Here is a 21405-nt window from a genome sequence, read left to right on the forward strand (position 1 = left end):
TGTCGAACAGGCCGGAATCCAGCCGATGCATTGTCCTTTCTGCGGTACCCATGACACCAAGGTCACCGATTCGCGCCTGGTCGTCGAGGGCGACCAAGTTCGTCGTCGACGTCAGTGCGCCGCCTGCGGTGAACGCTTCACGACCTATGAGACCGCTGAGTTGGTCATGCCGCGGGTCGTCAAGGCGGACGGTTCGCGGGAAAGCTTCGATGAGGCCAAGCTGCGTGCCGGCATGCTGCGGGCGCTGGAGAAGCGCCCGGTGAGCGCCGAATCGATCGAGGCCGCCGTCGAGCGGATTCGCCAGCGCCTGCGGGCGCGGGGCGAGCGAGAGATCAAGGCGATCGAAGTGGGCCAGGAAGTGATGGATGCGCTCAAGCGTCTGGATCAGATCGCCTATATTCGCTTCGCTTCGGTCTACCGTCGCTTTCAGGATATCGACGAGTTTCGTGCCGAAATCGACCGCCTGGCCCAGGAGCCGAGCTTCTCGCCCCAGGACGATCACTGACGCTGCACTCGCCTCTTGCCTGCTCAACTGCCTAGGATGCCCATGGCCACTGCGACCCCGGAAGCCTTCATGGCCCGTGCCCTGACCCTGGCACGCCGCGGCCTCTACACCACCGACCCGAACCCGCGAGTCGGCTGCGTGCTGGTCAAACGCCGCCAGATCGTTGGCGAGGGCTACCATGTCCGCGCCGGCGAGCCCCATGCCGAGATCCATGCCCTGTCTGATGCCGGCGGTGCCGCTAAGGGCGCTACTGCCTACGTGACCCTCGAACCCTGCGCGCATCACGGTCGTACCGGACCCTGCGCCCAGGCGCTGGTCGATGCCGGCGTCAAGAAGGTGGTGGCCGCCATGCAGGACCCCCACGCGGCGGTGGCGGGGAAGGGCTTCGCCATGCTGCGTGAGGCCGGGATCGAAGTGGAATGCGGGCTGCTCGAGGATGAGGCCAGGGCCCTGAACCCGGGGTTTCTGTCGCGCATGACCCGTGGGAGGCCCTTCGTGCGCATGAAGATGGCGATGAGCCTCGATGGACGCACCGCGATGCGCTCCGGTGAATCGCAATGGATCACCGGGCCACGGGCGCGCACCGAGGTACAGCGTCTGCGAGCCCGTTCCAGTGCGGTGATCAGCGGCGTCGACTCGATCATCTTCGACAATTCGCGGCTGACGGTGCGCGCCTCCCAGCTCGATCTCGAGGATGGCGAGGCGATCGCCCGCCGCCAGCCGCTTAGAGTGATCGTCGACAGTACCCTGCGCCTGCCGCTGGCCGCGGCCTGCCTGAGTGAGCCGGGACGCACCCTGATCGCCAGCTGTTCCCGGGACGCCGAGCGCCGCACCAGGCTCGAGGCGGCCGGCGCCGAGGTGCTGTGCTTGCCGTCGGGCGCCGATGGGCGAGTCGACCTGGTGGCGCTGCTCGAGTATCTGGCCCGCGAGGAGCAGACCAACGAGGTGCTGCTCGAGACCGGGGCGACGCTTGCCGGCGGCATGCTCGATGCCGAGCTCGTCGATGAGATGCAGCTGTTCGTTGCGCCGACCTTGCTCGGCGGCGAGGCACGCCCGCTGGTGGCACTGCCCGGGCTCGAGCGTATGGCGCAGCAGCGGCCGCTGGATATACTCGACATGCGGGCCGTGGGGCGTGACTGGCGAATCATCGCGCGACCCCAGCGCCAGTCGCCCTAAAGGTCGCTTTGAGAGTGGTGGCAGGACGGCCCAGTGCTGGCGCCGCGCGGCTTGCCAAGGTACCCTGAGCGCCGATCAGCTGCCGGCATCAAGCCTCGGCAGCCCGTCGGCGCCCGTTTTTTTCAGCGGCGCCCCGGTATGCGGCGCCTACCGTTGACGCCAGCACGCACAGTAATTCGGAGACCCCATGGCGCTTTCCAATGACCTGTCTTCCCAAACCGCGGACGACCAGCACGACACCGCCAGCGACCTGGCGCGTATCGAGGACCTGATCGAGGATATCCGTCAGGGCAAGATGGTGATCCTCATGGACGATGAGGACCGCGAGAATGAAGGCGACATCATCATGGCCGCCGAGAAGGTCGAGGCCGAGCACATCAACTTCATGGCTCGCCACGCCCGCGGCCTGATTTGTTTGCCGATGACCCGCGAACGCTGCGAGCGCCTGCAGCTGCCGCTGATGGTGCAGGACAACGGCTCTGGCTTTGGCACCAAGTTCACGCTGTCCATCGAGGCCGCCGAGGGCGTATCCACCGGGATCTCTGCCGCCGATCGCGCCCGCACCGTGCGCGCCGCTTCGGCGCGTGACGCCAAGCCCTCCGATATCGTCCAGCCGGGCCATATCTTCCCGCTGATGGCCGAGCCAGGCGGCGTGCTGCGCCGCGCCGGCCACACCGAAGCAGCCTGTGACCTCGCCGCGATGGCTGGGCTCGATCCCAGCGGCGTGATCTGCGAAGTCATGAACGACGACGGCAGCATGGCGCGTCGCCCGGAACTCGAGCGCTTCGCCGCCGAGCACGGCCTGAAGATGGGCACCATCGCCGACCTGATCCACTATCGCATTCACAACGAGCAGACCGTCGATCACCTCGAGGCAACGCCCGTGGAGACCGCCTACGGTGAGCTCATCCTGCATGTGTTCCGCGACAGCATTCAGGGTGCCCATCACCTGGCGCTGGTCAAGGGCACGCCCCGCCCGGAGGAGTTGACCACGGTGCGCGTGCACCTGGCCGATACCCTGCGGGATATCCTGACGTTGATCCGCCTGGAGAGTCAGAGCTGGACTGCCCAGCAGGCACTGGCCGAGATCGCCAATGCCGACAGCGGCGTCTTCGTGCTGCTCGACGATGCCCGCCATGCAAGCGATCTCAAGGATCAGCTCGATATACTGCTCGAGCGCAAGCGCGCGCCCCGCACCAGCGACTCCGACGGCGCCGGCAACTACCTGACCATCGGCACCGGCTCGCAGATTCTGCGTCACCTGGGCGTCGGCAAGATGCGTCTCTTAAGCTCGCCCTGGAAGTTCTCGGCCCTTTCCGGCTTCGACCTGGAAGTGGTCGAACGGTTGAGCCCCTGAGCGACTGATATCGTAATATCCGGGGCGCCGCTCCAGGCGAGTGGCGCCCCGGCGATGAACGCAACATCCGAGAAGCGTCCTTCCGGACGCGTAGAAGATTCAAGCAGGAAGACAAGCATGCAACCGATCTCCCAAGTCGAAGGTAACTTCACCGATGTCGATGGCCGCTACGTGATCGTGGTCGGTCGCTTCAACCACCATGTGGTTGACAGCCTGGTCGAAGGTGCCGTGGACAGCCTGGTTCGCCATGGCGTGGACGCCGAACATATCGACATCGTCCATGTGCCGGGCGCCTGGGAGCTGCCGCTGGCGGTCAAGCGCGCCCTCCAGGTGGCGAGCCCGGATGCGGTGATCGCTCTCGGCGCGGTGATTCGTGGCGGCACCCCGCACTTCGAGCATGTCGCCGGCAGCTGCAACACCGCACTTGGCTCCTTGCAGCTACAGTTCGATACCCCGATCGCCAACGGCGTGCTGACCGTCAACTCCATTGAGCAGGCCATCGAGCGAGCCGGCACCAAGGCCGGCAACAAGGGGGCCGAGGCCGCCATGGCTGCCATGGAAATGGTCTCGCTGCTCAAGCATTTCGGAGGTGAAGAATGAGCCGTTCCTCGGATAACGAGCGTCGGGCACCGTCGAAGGGCCAGGTCGCTCGCCATGCGGCGCGCGAGCTGGCGGTTCAGGCCATCTATACCTGGCAAATGACCGGTAAGCCGGTCAGTACCATCGAGGCCGAGTTTCGCAGCCAGGTCGCCGATGAGGATCTCGAGGACCACGAAAACTGGCACAAGGTCATGCAGGTCGCCGATCTGGCGCTTTTCCATGAGCTGGTCCACAACGTGGTGCGCTTCCAGGCGGACCTTGATGCATCCCTGAGCCCGCTGCTGGATCGTCGCCTCGAGGATCTCGATAGCGTCGAATTGGCCATCCTGCGTTTAGGTACCTACGAGCTGTCCCGTCGCCTCGAGGTCCCTTATCGCGCCGTGATCAACGAAGGCGTAGAGCTCGCCAAGTCCTTCGGGGCCACCGACGGTCACAAGTACATCAACGGTCTGCTCGACAAGCTCGCGGCGCGCCTGCGCTATGCCGAGGTCAGCGCCCGTCGCTGACATGTCACTCGCGATGCAAAAGCCCACGCAACGCCTGTCCAGGGATGGCTCGCCGAGCGAGTTTGACATGATCGCCCGCCATTTCACGCGCCCCGCACGCCACACCGGCGTGATGCTGGGCGTGGGCGATGACTGTACCTTGCTGGCGCCCACCCCTGGCCATCAGTTGGCGGTCAGCGTCGACACCTCATTGGCCGAGGTGCACTTTCCCCATGCAGCGCCCGCGGCGGCTATTGGCCACCGGGCGCTGGCGGTCAGCCTGAGCGATCTGGCAGCCATGGGCGCCACTCCCCGCTGGTGCCTGATGGCGCTGACTCTCGATGACGCCGACGATGCCTGGCTCGAGCCTTTTGCACAGGGCTTCGATACGCTGTGTGCCCGCGCCGGAATCGATCTGGTCGGCGGGGATGTGACCCGTGGCCCGCTGTCGGTTAGCGTCACCGTGCACGGGGAGGTTCCTCCCGGCGAAGCCCTGACCCGTCATGGCGCCCATGAGGGCGACTTGCTCGCCGTCACTGGCTCGCTGGGCGGCGGTGCCGGGGGCCTGGCCGCCTGGCAGTCCGGCGAACGCTCGCTGGATGATCCACTCCTGGCCGCCTACCTGCTGCCCGAGCCGCGCCTCGCCGCCGGGCAGGCGCTGCGTGGCCTGGCCAGTGCGGCAATCGACGTCTCCGATGGCCTGCTCGCCGATCTGCAACACCTCTGCGATGCCTCGGGGCTTGGCGCGGCGCTGGAACTCGAAGCGCTGCCGCTGGCCCAAGGTCTTGTCGAGCGGTTGGGGGAGGGCGCCCTTCAGGCGGCGCTTAGCGGCGGAGACGACTACGAGCTGCTGGTCGGCCTGCCGGAAGGTGCCCTCGAGTCGGCCCAGCGGGCGCTCGGCGCTCTCGGAGTGCCGCTGACGGTCATCGGGCGCTTCACTGCTACGCCCGGCATTCAGGGTGTGGAAGCGAACGGCCCCGGGGGCTGGCAACACTTTTCAGGAGCAACGCCATGAATCGTGCACCGGGCAGCGTCTGGCGACGCCCCAGCCATTTCCTGGCTTTTGGCTTGGGCAGCGGCGTCGTCCCCTTCGCTCCAGGCACCTTTGGGACCCTGGCGGCGATCCCTTTCTATTGGTTGATGACGGATCTGCCGCTGTCCTGGTATCTGGGCGTGGTGGTGGTGGCCTATTTTCTGGGAATTTGGCTGTGTGATCGCACCTCGCGGGATCTTGGCGTCCACGACCATTCCGGTATCGTCTGGGACGAGTTCGTTGGCTACTGGATTACCATGGCGGCGGTGCCGTTTTCCTGGGAGGCGGCGCTTTGGGGCTTTGTCATCTTTCGGGTCTTCGATATCTACAAGCCCTGGCCGATTCGCTGGGCCGACCGACGTGTGGCCGGTGGCTTCGGCATCATGATCGATGACGTGCTGGCCGGCATTTATGCCTGGAGTACCATCCACCTTTGGCTGTGGTTGCATTAGGCGAGTAAGGCAGTTGGCCAGAGTAGGGCGCCGTTCTAGCGCTCGATGAACATTCATTCGTCATCGCCAAGCGATGACCATTGCCAGTGAGGGAACACAATGCGCAAGGGACTGTTGGCCGTGACGGCTGTCGTACTAGTGGGGGGAGGTTATCTTGCCGCTCAGGCCTACTCCAGCGAACGCTTCGACGACGAGCTGACGCGGGGCCTGAACAACCTCGAGGAAAACGAGGATCTCACGGTCGAGCGTCAGGACATCAAGAAGGGCTGGTTTACCTCCAGCGGCGAGATCATCCTCACCGCCAAACGTGACGAGCGCTTTAGCGTGAGTTTCCCCTACACGGCCAACCACGGGCTTACCAGCACGCGGCTTTCTGGCGAGATGGAAGTCGTTGCGGACGACCAGGCATTGTTCGCCGATAAGCTCGAAGTGGCACCTCCGCGCTGGCACGCTGAGATCGAGACCCTGAGCGGTGACTTCACCGGGCGTCTCGACGTCTCCGCCATGGACATCCAGGATGCCGATAATCGGCTGACCAGTGAAGGTGGCTTTTTCACCATCAAGGGCCAACCTGACGACGCGCGTCTGGACGGTGAGATTGCGCCCTGGGAGTTTCGTAACGAGGAGGGAAGCCTCGAGGTGGGGCGCCTGACGCTGACTTCTCGCTACCAGCAGGACGAAGCGGGCCAGCAGCGTGATCAGCAGGCGAGCATCTCCCTGGATAGCCTGGTCGTCGCGCGTGACTACAACCCCACGGTTGAACTCGCCGACATGGGGTATGAGGGCAACCTGAGTCTCGGTGCCGACGAGTTGCAGCTGGGCGGCACCCTCAAGCTCGGTGAAGCACGGGTCGACGATGAGCCACTGCTTTCCGGTGAACTCGCTTTCTCGCTGTCGCAGATCAATGCTGACGCGGTTCGCACGCTCGAGACGGCCATCGATGAGGCAACATCGGGCGGCACGCCCATTGAAGAGCTCAACGATGAAGAACTCGCCGCCTTGATCGAGCGTCTCGAGCCTCAGGTGTTGGCGCTGTTCGCTGACTCGCCGAAGCTGACCCTCGAGCACCTCGCCGTTAAGAGCGACTTGCTCTCCATGGACACCGACCTGAGCGGTGAACTGACCTTCGATGGTGACGGCGTCGAGAACCTGTCGCTCGATGATTTGGATAAGCCCAAGCAGCGCCTGCGTTGGATGCGTCGACTCGATGGCGAGTTCGACTGGCAGGGCGTGCCGCCGATGGCGCTGATGCAGTTGGGTCTGCCGATGACCACCGAGCGCCTGGAGATCCTCATCGAAAACGGCCGACCGAGCGTCAATGGTCAACCCCTCCCGCCGCTTCTGTAAGACATCCGGGCCCAGCAAAATGCTGGGCCCGGTTGGTTTTGGGCATAGCCTACGACTTGAAGTTCGTCGCCGCCGCCCGCATTCCATGGCCTAGGGTCATATGGCCAACTGGATCACAGGATGGATCATGAGCGAGCGCGACGACGATCTCCAGCAAGTCTTTTACGAACGCGATGACCGGGCCTCCGATCAGGAGACCCCGGATGAAGATGCTCACATCGAGAGTGGCGCTGTGGTGCCTACCCGGGACTATCTCCCCGAGCGTATCTACCTGCTGCCGATCCACAACCGCCCCTTCTTCCCGGCACAGGTACAGCCGCTGGTGATTCATCGCCCGCGCTGGGAAGAGACCATCAAGCGCGTGGGCAATACGCCGCATCATACGGTTGGCCTTGCCTATGTGGGCGATACCGAGATCGACGAGCTGGATTATAGCCACTTTCCGGTCACCGGCACCGCCGTGCGCATGCACAAGGTGCAGGGCGAGGATGATCAGATTCAGTTCATCGCCCAGGGCATGCGGCGCTTTCGCATCCAGCGCTGGCTATCGAAAAAGCCGCCCTATCTGGTCGAAGTCAGCTATCCCAAGGAGCCGGTCGACGCAGACGAGGACGAGACCCGCGCCTACGCCATGGCGATGATCAACGGCATCAAGGAATTGTTGCCCATCAACCCGCTGTACGGCGAAGAACTCAAGCACTACCTGAACCGCTTCAGCCCCCATGAGCCGGGGCCGCTGACCGATTTCGCCGCCGCCATGACCTCCGCCAAGGGCCCAGAGCTGCAGTCCATTCTCGAGACCTGGCCAGTGATGGAGCGCATGCAGAAGGTGCTGCCGCTGCTGCGCAAGGAGATCGAGGTCGCCCAGCTTCAGAGCGAGATCAGCGATCAGGTCAACGCCCAGATGCAGGACCGGCAGCGCGAGTTCTTCCTGCGCGAGCAGTTGAAGGTCATCCAGCGCGAGCTCGGCATCTCCAAGGACGACCGCGACAATGACGTCGACACCTTCAAGAAGCGTCTCACCGAGCTCGAGGTACCCGAGCGGGTGATGAGCCGCATCGAGGACGAGCTCGATAAGCTCTCGGTACTCGAGACCGGCTCGCCGGAGTACGGCACCACCCGCAACTATCTCGACTGGCTGACCTCGCTGCCCTGGGGCATCACCAGCCAGGATCAACTCGATCTCAAGCACGCCCGGACGGTGCTGGATCGCGACCATGACGGCCTCGCTGATGTGAAAGAACGCATCGTCGAATTCCTCGCCGAGGGCACCTTCAAGGGCGACGTGGGCGGCTCGATCCTGCTGCTGGTGGGTCCGCCCGGGGTCGGCAAGACCTCGGTGGGGCGCTCGATCGCCGAGGCACTCGGCCGCGAGTTCTACCGCTTCTCGGTGGGCGGCATGCGCGATGAGGCCGAAATCAAGGGTCATCGGCGCACCTATGTGGGGGCCATGCCGGGCAAGCTGGTCCAGGCGCTCAAGGAAGTGGAAGTCGAGAACCCGGTGATCATGCTCGACGAGATCGACAAGCTCGGGCAGTCGTTTCAGGGCGATCCGGCCTCGGCGCTGCTCGAGGTCCTCGACCCCGAGCAGAACGTCGATTTCCTCGACCACTACCTGGACGTGCGGCTGGACCTGTCGAAGGTGCTGTTCGTCTGCACCGCCAATACCCTGGACTCGATTCCCGGCGCGCTGCTCGACCGCATGGAGCAGATTCGGCTGTCCGGTTACATTGCCGAAGAGAAGGTGGCCATCGCCAAGCATCACCTGTGGCCGAAGCTTCTCAAGCGCGACAAGATTCCCAAGAAGCGTATCAATCTGACCGATGCGGCGCTGCGCCAGGTGATCGAGGGCTATGCCCGCGAGGCTGGCGTGCGGCAATTGGAGAAACAGCTGCACCGCATCGTGCGTAAGGCGGCGGTCAAGCTGCTCGAGCACGACCAGCAGACGGTCAAGGTCTCGGTCAACAACCTCGAGGAATTCCTCGGCGCGCCACCGTTCCGCAAGGAGACGGTGCTGAAGGGGGAAGGCGTGGTCACCGGGCTTGCCTGGACCTCGATGGGTGGCGCGACCCTGCCGGTGGAGGCCGGCAAGGTGCATGCCCTGGATCGTGGCTTCAAGCTCACCGGTCAGCTCGGCGATGTGATGAAGGAGTCTGCCAACATTGCTTACAGCTATGTGCAGGGGCATTTGGGCGAGTTCGGCGCCGATGCCGACTTCTTCAACGACGCCTTCATTCACCTGCATGTGCCGGAGGGGGCGACGCCCAAGGACGGCCCCTCGGCGGGGGTGACCATGGCCACGACGCTGCTCTCGCTGGCACGTCATCAGTCCATCGATCGCTCGCTGGCCATGACCGGTGAGCTGACCCTGACCGGCCAGGTGTTGCCGGTAGGCGGTATCCGCGAGAAGATCATCGCCGCCCGGCGCAGCGATATCTTCGAGGTGATCCTGCCCGAGGCCAATCGTCGCGACTACGACGAGCTGCCGGACTACCTGCGCGAAGGCATGACGGTGCACTTCGCCAAGCAGTACAAGGACGTGGCCAAGGTCGTCTTCTAGAAATCGGCCTGCCATCAAGCGGCCGCGGGCAACCGTCGGCCGCACTATCACCATGAGAGGGGCCCCGATTGGGGCCCTACGCATGAGGAAACGACACCATCATGAATGCCAAGCCGATCCGCACGGCGCTGGGGCTGGTGGCCGGGCTCGCCGCCGCGTCCGCGATGGCCGACGAGCCGCGCACCCTGACGGTCTACACCTACGATTCTTTCGTCGCCGAATGGGGGCCTGGGCCCGGCATCAAAAAGGCCTTCGAGGCGCGCTGCGGCGACTGCCGACTAGAATTCGTGGCGCTCTCGGGCGGGGTCGACCTGCTGCAGCGGCTGCGCCTGGAAGGCGAAGACAGTGCCGCCGACCTGTTGCTGGGCCTCGACATGAACCTGATGGCCGATGCCCGCGACCTGGATCTTCTGGCCCCGCACCAGGCGGATCTGTCGCGCCTGGCGCTGCCGATCGATTGGGACGATCCTGTCTTCCTGCCCTATGACTGGGGGCGCTTCGCCTTCGTCTATGACAGCGAGGCCCTACCCAACCCGCCCAAGAGCTTCGCCGAGCTACTGGCAGCACCGGATGATCTCAAGGTGATCATTCAGGACCCACGCACCAGCATAACCGGCCTCGGGCTCCTTTTGTGGATGAAGCGAGTCTACGGTGACGAGGCCCCGGCGGCCTGGGAAAAGCTCAACGACCATGTGCTGACCGTCACCGGGGGCTGGAGCCAGGCCTACTTCTCGCTGTTCATGAACGGCGAGGCGCCGATGGTGCTGTCCTACAGTACCTCGCCGGCCTATCACATGGCCGTCGAGAATACCGAGCGCTACCAGGCCGCCGAGTTCGCCGAGGGCCACTACCTGCAGGTGGAGACCGCAGCGATGCTCAAGTCCAGCGAGCACCCGGCGCTGGCGAGAGACTTTCTCGATTTCGTGCTGAGCCCCGACTTTCAGCGCCATATTCCGCTGGGCAACGTCATGTATCCGGCCATCGATCTCGGCGAGGAGCGTCCAGCGGTCTTCGATCGGCTGATCGAACCCGAGAGCTTCACCTTCAGTCCCGAGGAGGTGCAGGCGCATCGGCGCGAGTGGATCCGTGAATGGCTCAATGCCAGTGCCCGGTGATGTGGCCAAAGAAGACCAGGCTCCTCCAGGCCTTGGCCGCGTGCCATGGCTTCTGAGGCGATAACGGCGGGCAAGGCCCCGCCTCATGACCGGCGGCGGCTGACTCATCTGCCGCTATGGGCGGGACTTGCGGCGCTGACGGCACTGGTTGGGCTGGGGCTTGGCAGCCTAGGTGCGCTGCTGGTTCAGGCGCCCGGCGTCTCGCCGTCGGGCCTGTGGCGGGAACCCTATCTGGCCGGCGTGCTACGCTTCAGTCTTTGGCAGGCGAGCCTCTCGACCCTGGCCTCGCTGGGTCTGGCGGTACCGGTGGCGCTGGCCCTGGCCCGTCGGCCCAGTTTCGTCGGTCGCCGCTTGCTGCTGCGTGCCATGGAGCTGTCGCTGGTGATCCCCAGCCTGATCGCCCTGTTCGGGTTGGTGGCCGTGCATGGCCGTCAGGGCTGGGCGGCGCCGCTGTGGGAGGCGTTGACGGGCACGCCGGCGGGCTATCTCTATGGCCTCTCCGGCATCGTGCTGGCTCACGTCTTCTACAACCTGCCGCTGGCCGCGCGACTGCTGCTGCAGGAACTCGAGCGCGCCCCCGCCGCCCACTGGCGGCTGGCAGCACAGCTTGGCCTGTCGCGCCGGGCCATTTGGGGCACGCTCGAATGGCCGGCGGTCAAGCGGCTGCTACCGCGACTGGCGGCACTGATCTTCACCCTGTGCTTCACCAGCTTTGCCATTGTCATGACCCTGGGCGGTGGGCCCGCCTCGACGACCCTCGAGGTGGCGCTCTATCAGGCGCTGAAATTCGATAACGATCTGGCGCTGGCCGCCCTCTTGGCGCTGGCTCAACTGACGATCTGCCTGGGGCTCTGGGCCCTGGCGCTGAGCCGCGGCGGAGCCCCCTCGCTGGTAGCCGGCGACGGCACCATGCCAATCAAGGGGCGCTGGCAGCGCCGCGATGCCCTGGGTGTTTCCCAAATCACGGACAGTCTCTGGCTGGTGGCCCTGGCGCTGCTGCTGTTGCCTCCCCTGGTGGCGGTGGTGGTGGCGGGCCTTGGCGGTGTGACCGATCTCGCCGCTCAGGCGAGCCTGTGGCCGGCGCTGCTGCGCAGTCTGGTGATGGCGGCCGGGGCCGGGGGGCTGGCACTGGTGTTAGGGCTTGCCTTGCTTGCCGGCCGGGGTTGGCTGGCCGCTCGCGGGCGGCGCTTGGCGGCGGGGCTGATGGAGGGCAGCGGCCAACTGATCCTGGTGCTTCCGGCGCTGGTGCTGGGGACCGGGCTCTTCCTGCTGCTGCGCCCGCGCCTTGGCGGCGGCTGGCAGGGCTATGGCCTGGTGGTGCTGGTCAATGCCTTCATGGCCCTACCATTCGTCATGCAGGTGCTGCGCGGGGCGCTGCTTGGCCTGCCGTTGGCGCAGCGGCGGCTCGCGGATCAGCTCGATATTCAAGGCCTGGCGCGTTTTCGCTGGTTACTCTGGCCGCGGCTGCGACGCCCTGTGGCGCTGGCCCTGGCCTATGCCATGACCCTGTCGCTGGGGGACTTCAGCGTTATCGCCCTGTTTGGCAGCCCGTCGGCGCCGACGCTGCCGATGCTGCTCTACCAGCAGCTTGGCAGCTACCGCTGGCAGACCGCGGCGGCCACTGCGCTGGTGCTATTGGCAACGGTGGCGGCGCTATTCATGCTCTTGGCCTGGCTGACCCGCCAGCTGCCGCATTACCCCCTCTCTAACTCGCATCGCCCGGGGGCTTTTTGGTCCCATGCGGACGACCGCCAGGAGCCTTGATGCTTGTCGCCGATCATCTGAGTTTTCACTACAGCCGCTGCGACCCGGGGGAGACGCCGGACTTCTCCTTTACCTTCCGTTTGGCGCCTGGCGAGTGCCTGGCGGTATCCGGGCCCTCGGGGGCGGGGAAGAGCACTTTGCTTAACCTCCTCGCCGGCTTCCTGACGCCGAGCGCGGGCAGGCTCTGCTGGTTAGGTGATGAGCTATGTGAGGGGCCATCAGAGGAGCCATCAGAGGAGCTGTGTGAGGAGCTTGGTGACAGGCCGGGCGAGAACGAGGCTCAAAGGGAAAGCGAAGACTTGGTCGCGCAACCGCCCTGGGCTCGCGGCATGACCACGGTCTTTCAGGATCATAACCTCTTCGAGCACCTGCCGGTCTGGATCAACGTCGGCCTGGGGCTTGCGCCGGACCTCAAGCTATCGGACGCCCAGCGAGCGCGCATTGTCGATGGCCTGGCCGACGTCGGCCTGGGCGGGCTGCATGATCGCTTGCCCGGCGAGCTCTCTGGCGGGCAGCAGCAGCGGGTGGCGCTGTTGCGCTCGCTGCTGCGCGAGACCCGAGTGCTGCTGCTCGATGAGCCATTCAGCGGCCTGGATCGCGACAATCGCGAGGCGCTTTGGGGCCTGGTGCGCCGCCAGCAGGCGGCGGGGGTCGCGGTCCTGCTCGTCAGCCACGATCCGGAAGACGTCGACGCCCTGGCCCAGCGTCGTCTGCAGTTGCTGGATGGTCGGCTGGTGGCGACCTAGCAACCTAGCAATGGCTGCAGGTCGTGTTTGCCAAGGCCGTTGAGCAGCCTGGTTGATACCGTCGTTAAGAGCGTCGTTGAGACCATCGTTGAGCGCGCACTGGAGAGTGCCGTAGAAAGGGGCGGGGGGCTCCCTGCGGCTTCCATGCGCTCCGGGGTCATGTAAGAATTGATGGTTCACTGGACACCGAGCGCCCGGCAACGACCGTGGCGCCAGGACGACGAAAACGACGTCTCGACACACGAGATGCGCAAGAAGACAGAGGACCGCATGCCCGAATATCGCTCACGTACCACCACTGCCGGCCGCAATATGGCGGGCGCCCGAGCCCTGTGGCGCGCCACCGGCATGAAGGACGACGACTTCCACAAGCCGATAATCGCCGTCGCCAACTCCTTTACCCAGTTCGTGCCGGGCCATGTGCACCTCAAGGACATGGGGCAGCTGGTGGCTCGCGAGATCGAGAAGGCCGGGGGTGTGGCCAAGGAATTCAATACCATCGCGGTGGATGACGGCATCGCCATGGGCCACGACGGCATGCTCTATTCATTGCCGAGCCGCGACATCATCGCGGATAGCGTCGAGTACATGGTCAACGCCCACTGTGCCGATGCCCTGGTGTGTATCTCCAACTGCGACAAGATCACGCCGGGAATGTTGATGGCCGCCATGCGCCTCAACGTGCCGGTGATCTTCGTCTCCGGTGGCCCCATGGAGGCCGGCAAGACGAAGCTTCTGGATCACGGCCTGGATCTCGTCGATGCGATGGTCATGGCCGCCGATGACAGCGTTGACGACGAGACCTTAAGCGAGGTCGAGCGCAGCGCCTGCCCGACCTGTGGCAGCTGCTCGGGCATGTTTACCGCCAACTCCATGAACTGTCTGACCGAAGCACTTGGCCTGGCGCTGCCCGGCAACGGCACGGTTCTGGCCACCCACGCCGACCGCCGCCGCCTGTTCGAGACTGCGGGCCACCGCATCGTCGAGCTGGCCAAGCGCTACTACGAGGGTGACGAGGCGCATCTGTTGCCGCGCGCCATCGGTGCCAAGGCCGCGTTCAAGAACGCCATGACCCTGGATATCGCCATGGGCGGCTCTACTAACACCATCTTGCATCTGCTGGCGGCAGCGCAGGAAGCCGAGATCGATTTCACCATGGACGATATCGACCGGCTGTCCCGAGAAGTGCCGCAGCTGTGTAAGGTGGCGCCCAACACCCAGAAGTACCATATCGAGGACGTGCACCGGGCCGGCGGCATCATGGCGATTCTCGGTGAGCTGGACCGGGCCGGGGTGCTCGATACCCGTGTGCCGACCGTCTACGGCGACAGCCTGGCCGAAGCCCTCGAGGAATGGGACATCATGCGCGCCCCGAGCCCGGAGGTCGTGGAGTTCTTCCGCGCCGGCCCCGGCGGTATTCCCACTCAGACCGCGTTTTCGCAGAGTGCCCGCTGGCCGAGCCTGGATGGCGATCGCGCCACTGGCTGCATTCGCGATCTCGCCCATGCCTTCTCGACCCAGGGCGGGCTTGCGGTCCTCAAGGGCAACATCGCCGTCGATGGTTGCGTGGTCAAGACCGCCGGCGTCGATGATTCGATCCTGGTCTTCGAGGGCCGCGCCCATGTGGTCGAGTCCCAGGATCAGGCGGTCGAACACATCCTTGCCGACAAGGTCAGCGAGGGTGATGTGGTGGTGATTCGCTACGAGGGACCCAAGGGTGGGCCGGGCATGCAGGAAATGCTCTATCCGACCTCGTATCTGAAATCCAAGGGGCTGGGCAAGGCCTGTGCGCTGCTGACCGACGGGCGCTTCTCCGGCGGGACCTCGGGCCTCTCCATCGGTCACGTCTCCCCTGAGGCGGCGGCCGGTGGCGCCATCGGTTTGGTCGAGCAGGGCGACCCGATCCGCATCGATATCCCCAATCGCCGCATCGATGTGCTGCTGGATGATGCCACTCTGGCATCGCGTCGCGAGGCCATGGAGGCGCGCGGTAAGCAGGCCTGGAAGCCGGCCATCGAGCGGGTGCGTAAGGTCTCGGCGGCGCTCAAGGCCTATGCGCTGCTGGCCACGTCAGCCGACAAGGGGGCGGTGCGCGACCTCGACAAGCTCGACTGAGACCCTCGCCATTCCTGAATGATAAGGCCCGCGCCGGAAGACGCGGGCCTTAATGAAATTCGCCCTATGCTGGGGTTCACCGCCGGACTGTCGTTTACGCCGCCTCGGCAATCTTCTCTTCCGTTTCCGGTGGCGCATACTGCTCAGATTCCAGTTCAAACCACAGCACAAGCAGTGAAAGACTTTCCTCGCTATAGCACATCAAACTCGCCTCCCTCGATCATGGAACACCACGATGGTGGATAAGAACCGCCACTCTTCAGTATGGTTGACTCGACCAAGGTCGATATGACGTTTCTCTGACCGTTTGATGATATGCATGGGCGCGATGGCTCTATACAGTCGCGACCTCTTCAGGCCCATAAGGGCGCTTATCTTCCCGACATACTCCAAGGATTCTCGATGAAGCAGAAGTTTGCGGTCGGCGTGGTGGGCTTCGGCTTTGCCAGTCAGACCTTTCACGTGCCATTGATCCAGGCCACGCCCAATCTCGAACTGGTGGCGATTTCCTCGAGTGACGCTGACAAGGTGCACGCAAGCCTGCCCGAGATGGACGTGGAGGCGAAGCCTCAGGCGCTGTTTTCGCGCGCTGACATCGATCTGGTGGTGATTCCGACCCCCAATCAAAGCCACTTTCCGCTAGCCAAGGCAGCACTCGCCGCCGGCAAGCATGTGGTCGTCGACAAGCCATTCACGGTGACGCTGTCCGAGGCGAAGGCGTTGCGTGGCTTGGCTGACGAGAGCGGTCGGCTGCTGTCGGTATTTCATAACCGCCGCTGGGATAGCGACTATCTGACCCTGAAGGCGCTGCTGGAATCTGGCGACCTGGGCCGCCTGGTATCACTCGAATCACGCTTCGACCGCTTTCGTCCCGAAGTGCGCGATCGTTGGCGGGAGCAGGCCCAGCCCGGCGGTGGTATTTGGTATGACCTAGGACCGCACCTATTGGACCAGGCGCTGGAGCTGTTTGGCATGCCGCGGCGCATCCTGCTCGACCTGGCGGTGAGCCGTGACGGTGCTCAGACCGATGATGATTTCGTGGCCCTGCTCGACTATGAGGAGCGCCGCGTGACGCTCAAGGCCAGTGCCTTGATCGCCGAGCCGACGCCGCGCTTCGCCGCCCACGGAACCCAGGGCAGCTACCTCAAGTATGGGCTCGACCCACAGGAAGATCGCCTCAAGGCCGGCGAAACGCCTGGGCCAGCGTGGGGCGTCGATACCAACCACGGCACGCTGCGCACATGGGATCAAGCATCGCAGGCACTGGTGGCCCAGGAGCATCCGACGCAGCCCGGTGACTATCTGGCCTATTATCAGGGCATCGCTGATGCGCTGGCGGGCCAGGCGGAGAACCCTGTTGATGCCGGCTCGGCCATCAAGGTGATGATGCTGCTGGAAGCGGGCCTCGACAGCTATCGCCAGCAGCGCTGGGTCAAATTGCGCGAGGGCACTGGCATGCGTCAGCGCTAGTCTACGGGCAGCTACGCCGTCCTGAGGCGTCAGGGCTACCAGAGGTCCATCGACGGGCTGTCGTCGCGCAGCCGGTCTCTGGCAATGTACAGCGCGGCGATGGCGCGGGCTTCATGAAAATCCTCTCGGGCGAGCAGGCTGGGCAGTGATTCGATGGCGTGTGTCTCGACCATCAGCGGCTCCGGCTCGTCGCCGGGCAAGCGGTGGGGGTAAAGGTCGCTCGCCAGCATCACCTGCATGCGGTGATGCATGTAGTTGGGCGCCAGCGACAACTCGACCAGCGGTTCGAGGCGACGAGCCCCAAAGCCGCATTCCTCCATCAGCTCGCGATTGGCCGCCCCGACGATATCCTCGCCGGGGTCGACGACCCCTTTCGGCAGCGTTAGCACGTAATCGTCGAATCCGGCGGCATATTCGCGAATCAGCAGTACATGCTCGGGATCGGGCATGGCCACGATCATCACCGCGCCTATACCGTTGCCGCGTGGCATCAGTCGCTCGAAGGTGCGTTCGGCGCCGTTGGAAAATCGCAGCTCCATTTCCTCGATGGCGAACAGTCGGCTCCTGGCCACCTCGCGGTGTGCCAGAGTGCGGGGTTTCTGTTGCCGGTCGGCGTCTTGTGGCATGGGGGCTCCGTGGGCAGCGGTGGCATGAAGGGGTACAATAGCACTCTATTCATTGCTGCGGAGCCCTTGGCCGATGATCGACTGGCGCGCCATCGATACCGTGTTGCTGGACATGGACGGTACCCTGCTAGATTTGCATTTCGACAGCCATTTCTGGCTTGAGCATCTGCCGCGGCGCTATGTCGAGTTGCATCGCTTGGATGCCGCCAGCCAGGAAGACATTCGCGCGCGCATCATCTCCGAGCAGGGCACGCTCAACTGGTACAGCCTGGCCTACTGGAGCCGTGAGCTGGGCGTCGATATCGTGGCGTTAAAGCGTGAGGTGCAGCACCTGATCGGGCTGCGCAGCGACGCGCTGGACTTCCTCACTTGGCTCAAACAGGCCCACCCGCGGGTGGTGCTGGCGACCAATGCCGACCGCGAGAGCCTGGCGCTGAAGCTGCCGCTGACCGGGCTCGAGGATTTTCTCGACGCCATTGTGTCCTCGGCGGATGTCGGCGTTCCCAAGGAGGCGCAGGAATTCTGGTTCGCCCTGCAGGAGGTCGAGCCCTTCGATCCCGCCCGGACGCTCTTCATTGATGACAACCCGGCGGTGCTGGAAAGCGCGCGTGAGTTCGGCATCCGTCACCTGCTGGGCATCAAACAGCCCGACAGCCGCCGCCCGGAGCGCGACCTCGAGGAATTTATCGCCCTGGACCGCTTCGCGAGCATCCTGCCAGGTGAGCGGCCCGACGATCAGCAAGATCAGGAGGGGCGAGCATGAGCGACGTACGACTCGATAAATGGCTGTGGGCGGCGCGCTTCTTCAAGACTCGCCAGCTCGCCAAGAAAGCGATCGAGGGCGGCAAGGTGCATTACAACGGTGGCCGCGCCAAGACCAGCAAGACGGTGGAGGTGGGCGCCCTGATTCGCGTGCCGCAGGGCTTCGACACCTATGAGGTCGAAGTGCTCGAGCTCTCCGGTCAGCGTCGTGGCGCCCCAGAGGCACGCACCCTCTACCGCGAGACCGAAGAGAGCGCTGCGCGCCGTGCCAAGGAAACCGAACAGCGCCGGCTGGCCAATCAGGCCATGCAGCACCCCCTCAAGCGGCCCGACCGGCGAGATCGGCGCGAGATCAAGCGCTTTATGCGCGACTCCGGCGACTGAGCGGCGCCAGCCCTCGCCATCGCCCGTATTCCCCAGATTCGACGTTACCGGAATTCTTCATATGACCGACCAGATACAACGCTTCTTGCTCGACGGCACCAACGTTCGCGGCGAGCTGATGACCCTCGATGCGGCCTACGCGGCAGTGCTCGATACCCAGGCCTATCCAGCGCCGGTTGCCCGGCTACTGGGTGAGCTACTGAGTGCCGCTGCGCTGCTTACCGAGACCGTCAAACTCGACGGCACGCTGAGCCTCGAGGTGCGCGGTGACGGCCCGCTAGGCCTCTTGATGGCCGAGTCCAACCCAGGCGGCGAGCTGCGCGGTATTGCGCGCCTGGCCGAGGACCAGCCTCTTCCCGATGACGGTTCGGGTTTCCGCGAGCTGCTGGGCAGCGGTCGCATCGTGATCACCCTCGACCCGAAAGAGGGTAACCGCTACCAGGGCATTGTCGAGCTGAGCGAAGACAGCCTGGCCGGCTGTCTGGAAGATTACTTCGCCCGCTCCGAACAACTGCCGACCAAGCTCTGGCTGGCGGCGGATGCCGAGCAGCACCGTGCTGGTGGGCTCTTGCTGCAGCGCCTGCCCGATGAAAGCCAGAACCAGGACCAAGACGCCTGGGAGCGCTCCGTGCATCTGGCCAGCACCCTCAAGGATGAAGAGCTTCTCGGCCTCGAGCAGCGTGAGCTGCTGCATCGGCTCTATCACGAGGAAACCGTGCGGGTCTTCGATCCCAAACCCTTGTATTTCGCCTGCAGCTGTTCTCGGGAGCGCATTGCGCGGGCTCTCCACAACCTGGGTGAGGAGGAGCTGCGCAGCATCCTCGAGGAGCAGCAGGCCGTCGACACCCAGTGCCATTTCTGCCATACCCGCTATCATTTTGGTGCCGCAGAAATCGAGGCGTTGATCGAGTCGCCTGACGCTCCTGCGCCGACCCTGCACTGAGCGATACGCGCCATCGTCGTATAAGTGCCTCTATGTAGTAGAAAAACTACACGAAAGATGGCGAAACGGGACGTTTTCCCAGGCGTCCCTTTTTGCCATAATACCCGCCCATTCAAACCGCCCGGCGCCGCTTCCCTAAAAGAACAGGCCCACCTGTCATCGGCGCTGGCGCGAATACAGAGGGCGCGTCATTACGCGCCGGCCATCGAGAGAGAAACGCCTTCGGGCCCAGGACACCTAAATGACCACGAACCAAGCCGCCCCTCGCGTCGACGCGACCGTCAACAATCAGCAATTCACTAACCTGAGCAGCGCTGAACTGGTTGAGCATGCCCTGCTTCGCGGTGAGGGGCGCCTGGCCGACAACGGCGCTCTGGTGGTGAATACCGGAGCGCGCACCGGTCGCTCACCGGCGGATCGCTTCATCGTCGACGAGCCCTCGACCAGCACGCAGATTGATTGGGGTAGCGTCAACCGCCCCTTCGATGCGGCTGCCTTCGAGGCGCTGTGGCAGCGGGTCGAGACCTATCTGGGCGAGCGTGACAGCTTCTTCGCCGAGCTGCACGTGGGGGCCGATCCGCAGTACTACCTGCCGGTGCGCATGACCACCGAAACGGCTTGGCAGAATCTTTTCGGTCGTACCATGTTCGTGCGTCCCGAGGGCTATAACCCGGCCGCCAAAGCAGAGTGGACCATCCTCAATGCGGCTCACTTCGCTTGCGACCCCGCGCGGGACGGCACGAACTCCGAAGCGGCGGTGATTCTGGATTTCGCCAATCGTCGGGTGCTGATCGCGGGCATGCACTATGCCGGCGAAATGAAGAAAGCCATGTTCTCGGTCCAGAACTTCCTGCTGCCGGCCCATGATGTGCTGCCGATGCACTGCAGCGCCAACGTGGGTGAAGACGGCGAGACCACGCTGTTCTTTGGCCTGTCCGGCACCGGCAAGACCACTCTATCAGCCGACCCGGCGCGCTATCTGATCGGCGATGACGAGCATGGCTGGGGCAAGGGCACGGTGTTCAACATCGAGGGCGGCTGCTATGCCAAGTGCATCGATCTTTCCGAGAAGAACGAGCCGGTCATCTGGCAGGCCATTCAGTTCGGTGCGGTGCTCGAGAACGTGGTGCTCGATGACCGTCGCGCCCCGGACTATGCCGATGACGGCCTGACCCAGAACTCTCGTGCCGCCTATCCGCTTGAGCACATCGAGAAGCGCGTGCCGGAGAACCGGGCCGGCGAGCCCAATGCCATCATCTTCCTGACCTGCGACATGTCTGGCGTGCTGCCGCCGGTGTCGCTGCTGTCCAAGGAAGCCGCAGCCTACCACTTCCTGTCTGGCTACACCGCCAAGGTCGGCTCGACCGAGATGGGCTCTTCGGCAGGCCTGGAAGCGACCTTCTCGACCTGCTTCGGTGCGCCTTTCTTCCCGCGTCCGGCTCGCGAGTACGCCGACCTGCTGATCAAGCGTGTCGAAGAGAATGACGCGCGTGTCTACCTGGTCAACACCGGCTGGACCGGCGGTGCTTATGGCGAGGGCGGTTCGCGCTTCGCGATCCCCACTACTCGCGGCATCATCAGCGCCATTCAGTCCGGCGTACTGCGCGACGTCGAGACTCGCACCGTCGAGGGCCTGAACCTCGAGGTGCCGCTGGCCGTACCGGGCGTCGACTCCAGCCTGCTCGACCCGCGCCAGACCTGGGAAGATCGCGCCGCCTATGATCGTCACATGCAGGACCTGGTGGCCAAGTTCGTCGATAACTTCAAGAAGTTCGCCGGCGTTGATGAGGCGATCGTGAAGGCTGGCCCCAAACTGGCGTAAGTGTCCATAGGGTCAAGCGATAGGCTTGAAAGGTCGGCTCGAAAGGTCGGCTCGGAAGGTCGGCTCGGAAGACAGTGCGCTGGGGCGAACCCCGGCGCGTATCGAGAGTCAGAGAAGGGAAGCCGCGGCTTCCCTTTTTTGTG

Annotated in this window: 19 protein-coding genes; 18 read left to right on the forward strand and 1 reads right to left on the reverse strand. The window is 64.4% G+C overall.

Annotated elements, in window-relative coordinates; genetic code table 11:
* The first annotated feature begins 25 nt into the window (after nt 1–25).
* The 14 genes from nrdR to BLR71_RS00840 all read left to right on the forward strand — a co-directional run bounded on the left by nrdR (nt 26) and on the right by BLR71_RS00840 (nt 16725).
* Nucleotides 26–505, forward strand: a complete 480-nt coding sequence (gene nrdR / locus BLR71_RS00775) for a transcriptional regulator NrdR (protein ID WP_092522115.1) — start codon at nt 26–28, stop codon at nt 503–505.
* A 42-nt stretch (nt 506–547) separates the two neighbouring features.
* A complete protein-coding gene (gene ribD / locus BLR71_RS00780) occupies nt 548–1681 on the forward strand; it encodes a bifunctional diaminohydroxyphosphoribosylaminopyrimidine deaminase/5-amino-6-(5-phosphoribosylamino)uracil reductase RibD (RefSeq protein ID WP_092522117.1) in 1134 nt (377 codons plus the stop codon).
* Between the two features lie 187 nt (nt 1682–1868).
* Nucleotides 1869–3038, forward strand: a complete 1170-nt coding sequence (ribBA, locus tag BLR71_RS00785; RefSeq protein WP_092522119.1) for a bifunctional 3,4-dihydroxy-2-butanone-4-phosphate synthase/GTP cyclohydrolase II — start codon at nt 1869–1871, stop codon at nt 3036–3038.
* Between the two features lie 117 nt (nt 3039–3155).
* The gene (gene ribH / locus BLR71_RS00790; RefSeq protein WP_092522121.1) at nt 3156–3638 is read left to right on the forward strand and encodes a 6,7-dimethyl-8-ribityllumazine synthase; all 483 of its coding nucleotides are present in this window, start codon (nt 3156–3158) and stop codon (nt 3636–3638) included.
* Nucleotides 3635–4144, forward strand: a complete 510-nt coding sequence (gene nusB / locus BLR71_RS00795) for a transcription antitermination factor NusB (RefSeq protein ID WP_092522123.1) — start codon at nt 3635–3637, stop codon at nt 4142–4144. The genes ribH and nusB overlap by 4 nt, the downstream gene beginning before the upstream one ends.
* Before the next feature lie 67 nt (nt 4145–4211).
* Nucleotides 4212–5138 (forward strand): thiamine-phosphate kinase, encoded by a 927-nt coding sequence (gene thiL, locus BLR71_RS00800; protein ID WP_092522125.1) that lies wholly within the window; start codon nt 4212–4214, stop codon nt 5136–5138.
* Nucleotides 5135–5608 carry a phosphatidylglycerophosphatase A family protein gene (locus BLR71_RS00805; RefSeq protein WP_092522127.1) on the forward strand — a complete coding sequence of 158 codons (474 nt, stop codon included), beginning with the start codon at nt 5135–5137 and terminating at the stop codon, nt 5606–5608. Before thiL ends, BLR71_RS00805 begins: the two co-directional genes overlap by 4 nt.
* Nucleotides 5609–5707: 99 nt before the next feature.
* Nucleotides 5708–6955, forward strand: coding sequence for a DUF945 family protein (locus tag BLR71_RS00810; RefSeq protein ID WP_092522129.1), 1248 nt, complete (start codon nt 5708–5710; stop codon nt 6953–6955).
* Between the two features lie 127 nt (nt 6956–7082).
* A complete protein-coding gene (gene lon, locus BLR71_RS00815; protein ID WP_092522131.1) occupies nt 7083–9515 on the forward strand; it encodes an endopeptidase La in 2433 nt (810 codons plus the stop codon).
* Nucleotides 9516–9616: 101 nt separating this feature from the next.
* On the forward strand, nt 9617–10630 hold the full coding sequence (thiB, locus tag BLR71_RS00820) for a thiamine ABC transporter substrate binding subunit (protein ID WP_092522133.1): 1014 nt from the start codon (nt 9617–9619) through the stop codon (nt 10628–10630).
* A gap of 45 nt (nt 10631–10675) precedes the next feature.
* Entirely contained in the window at nt 10676–12394 is a 1719-nt protein-coding gene (gene thiP / locus BLR71_RS00825) for a thiamine/thiamine pyrophosphate ABC transporter permease (RefSeq protein ID WP_092522135.1), read from the forward strand.
* Complete coding sequence (locus tag BLR71_RS00830) at nt 12394–13140, forward strand: ATP-binding cassette domain-containing protein (protein ID WP_092522137.1); 747 nt, start codon at nt 12394–12396, stop codon at nt 13138–13140. Before thiP ends, BLR71_RS00830 begins: the two co-directional genes overlap by 1 nt.
* Before the next feature lie 270 nt (nt 13141–13410).
* Nucleotides 13411–15255 (forward strand): dihydroxy-acid dehydratase, encoded by a 1845-nt coding sequence (gene ilvD, locus BLR71_RS00835; RefSeq protein WP_092522781.1) that lies wholly within the window; start codon nt 13411–13413, stop codon nt 15253–15255.
* A 402-nt stretch (nt 15256–15657) separates the two neighbouring features.
* Nucleotides 15658–16725 (forward strand): oxidoreductase, encoded by a 1068-nt coding sequence (locus BLR71_RS00840; protein WP_092522139.1) that lies wholly within the window; start codon nt 15658–15660, stop codon nt 16723–16725.
* A gap of 35 nt (nt 16726–16760) precedes the next feature.
* On the opposite strand, the gene nudE is transcribed toward BLR71_RS00840, so the two are convergent.
* The gene (gene nudE, locus BLR71_RS00845) at nt 16761–17351 is read right to left on the reverse strand and encodes an ADP compounds hydrolase NudE (protein ID WP_092522141.1); all 591 of its coding nucleotides are present in this window, start codon (nt 17349–17351) and stop codon (nt 16761–16763) included.
* Nucleotides 17352–17424: 73 nt separating this feature from the next.
* Here nudE and yrfG point away from each other — a divergent pair, with 73 nt between their 5' ends.
* The 4 genes from yrfG (at nt 17425) to BLR71_RS00865 (ending at nt 21262) form a co-directional block, all read left to right on the forward strand.
* Complete coding sequence (gene yrfG, locus BLR71_RS00850; RefSeq protein ID WP_092522143.1) at nt 17425–18114, forward strand: GMP/IMP nucleotidase; 690 nt, start codon at nt 17425–17427, stop codon at nt 18112–18114.
* Nucleotides 18111–18497 carry an RNA-binding S4 domain-containing protein gene (locus tag BLR71_RS00855; protein ID WP_092522145.1) on the forward strand — a complete coding sequence of 129 codons (387 nt, stop codon included), beginning with the start codon at nt 18111–18113 and terminating at the stop codon, nt 18495–18497. Before yrfG ends, BLR71_RS00855 begins: the two co-directional genes overlap by 4 nt.
* A gap of 61 nt (nt 18498–18558) precedes the next feature.
* Entirely contained in the window at nt 18559–19440 is an 882-nt protein-coding gene (hslO, locus tag BLR71_RS00860; protein WP_092522147.1) for an Hsp33 family molecular chaperone HslO, read from the forward strand.
* Nucleotides 19441–19681: 241 nt separating this feature from the next.
* Nucleotides 19682–21262: a phosphoenolpyruvate carboxykinase gene (locus BLR71_RS00865; protein ID WP_092522149.1), complete on the forward strand. Its 1581-nt coding sequence runs from the start codon at nt 19682–19684 to the stop codon at nt 21260–21262.
* Nucleotides 21263–21405: the final 143 nt, after the last annotated feature.

This window comes from Onishia taeanensis (genome assembly GCF_900100755.1).
Taxonomy (GTDB): Bacteria; Pseudomonadota; Gammaproteobacteria; order Pseudomonadales; family Halomonadaceae; genus Onishia; species Onishia taeanensis.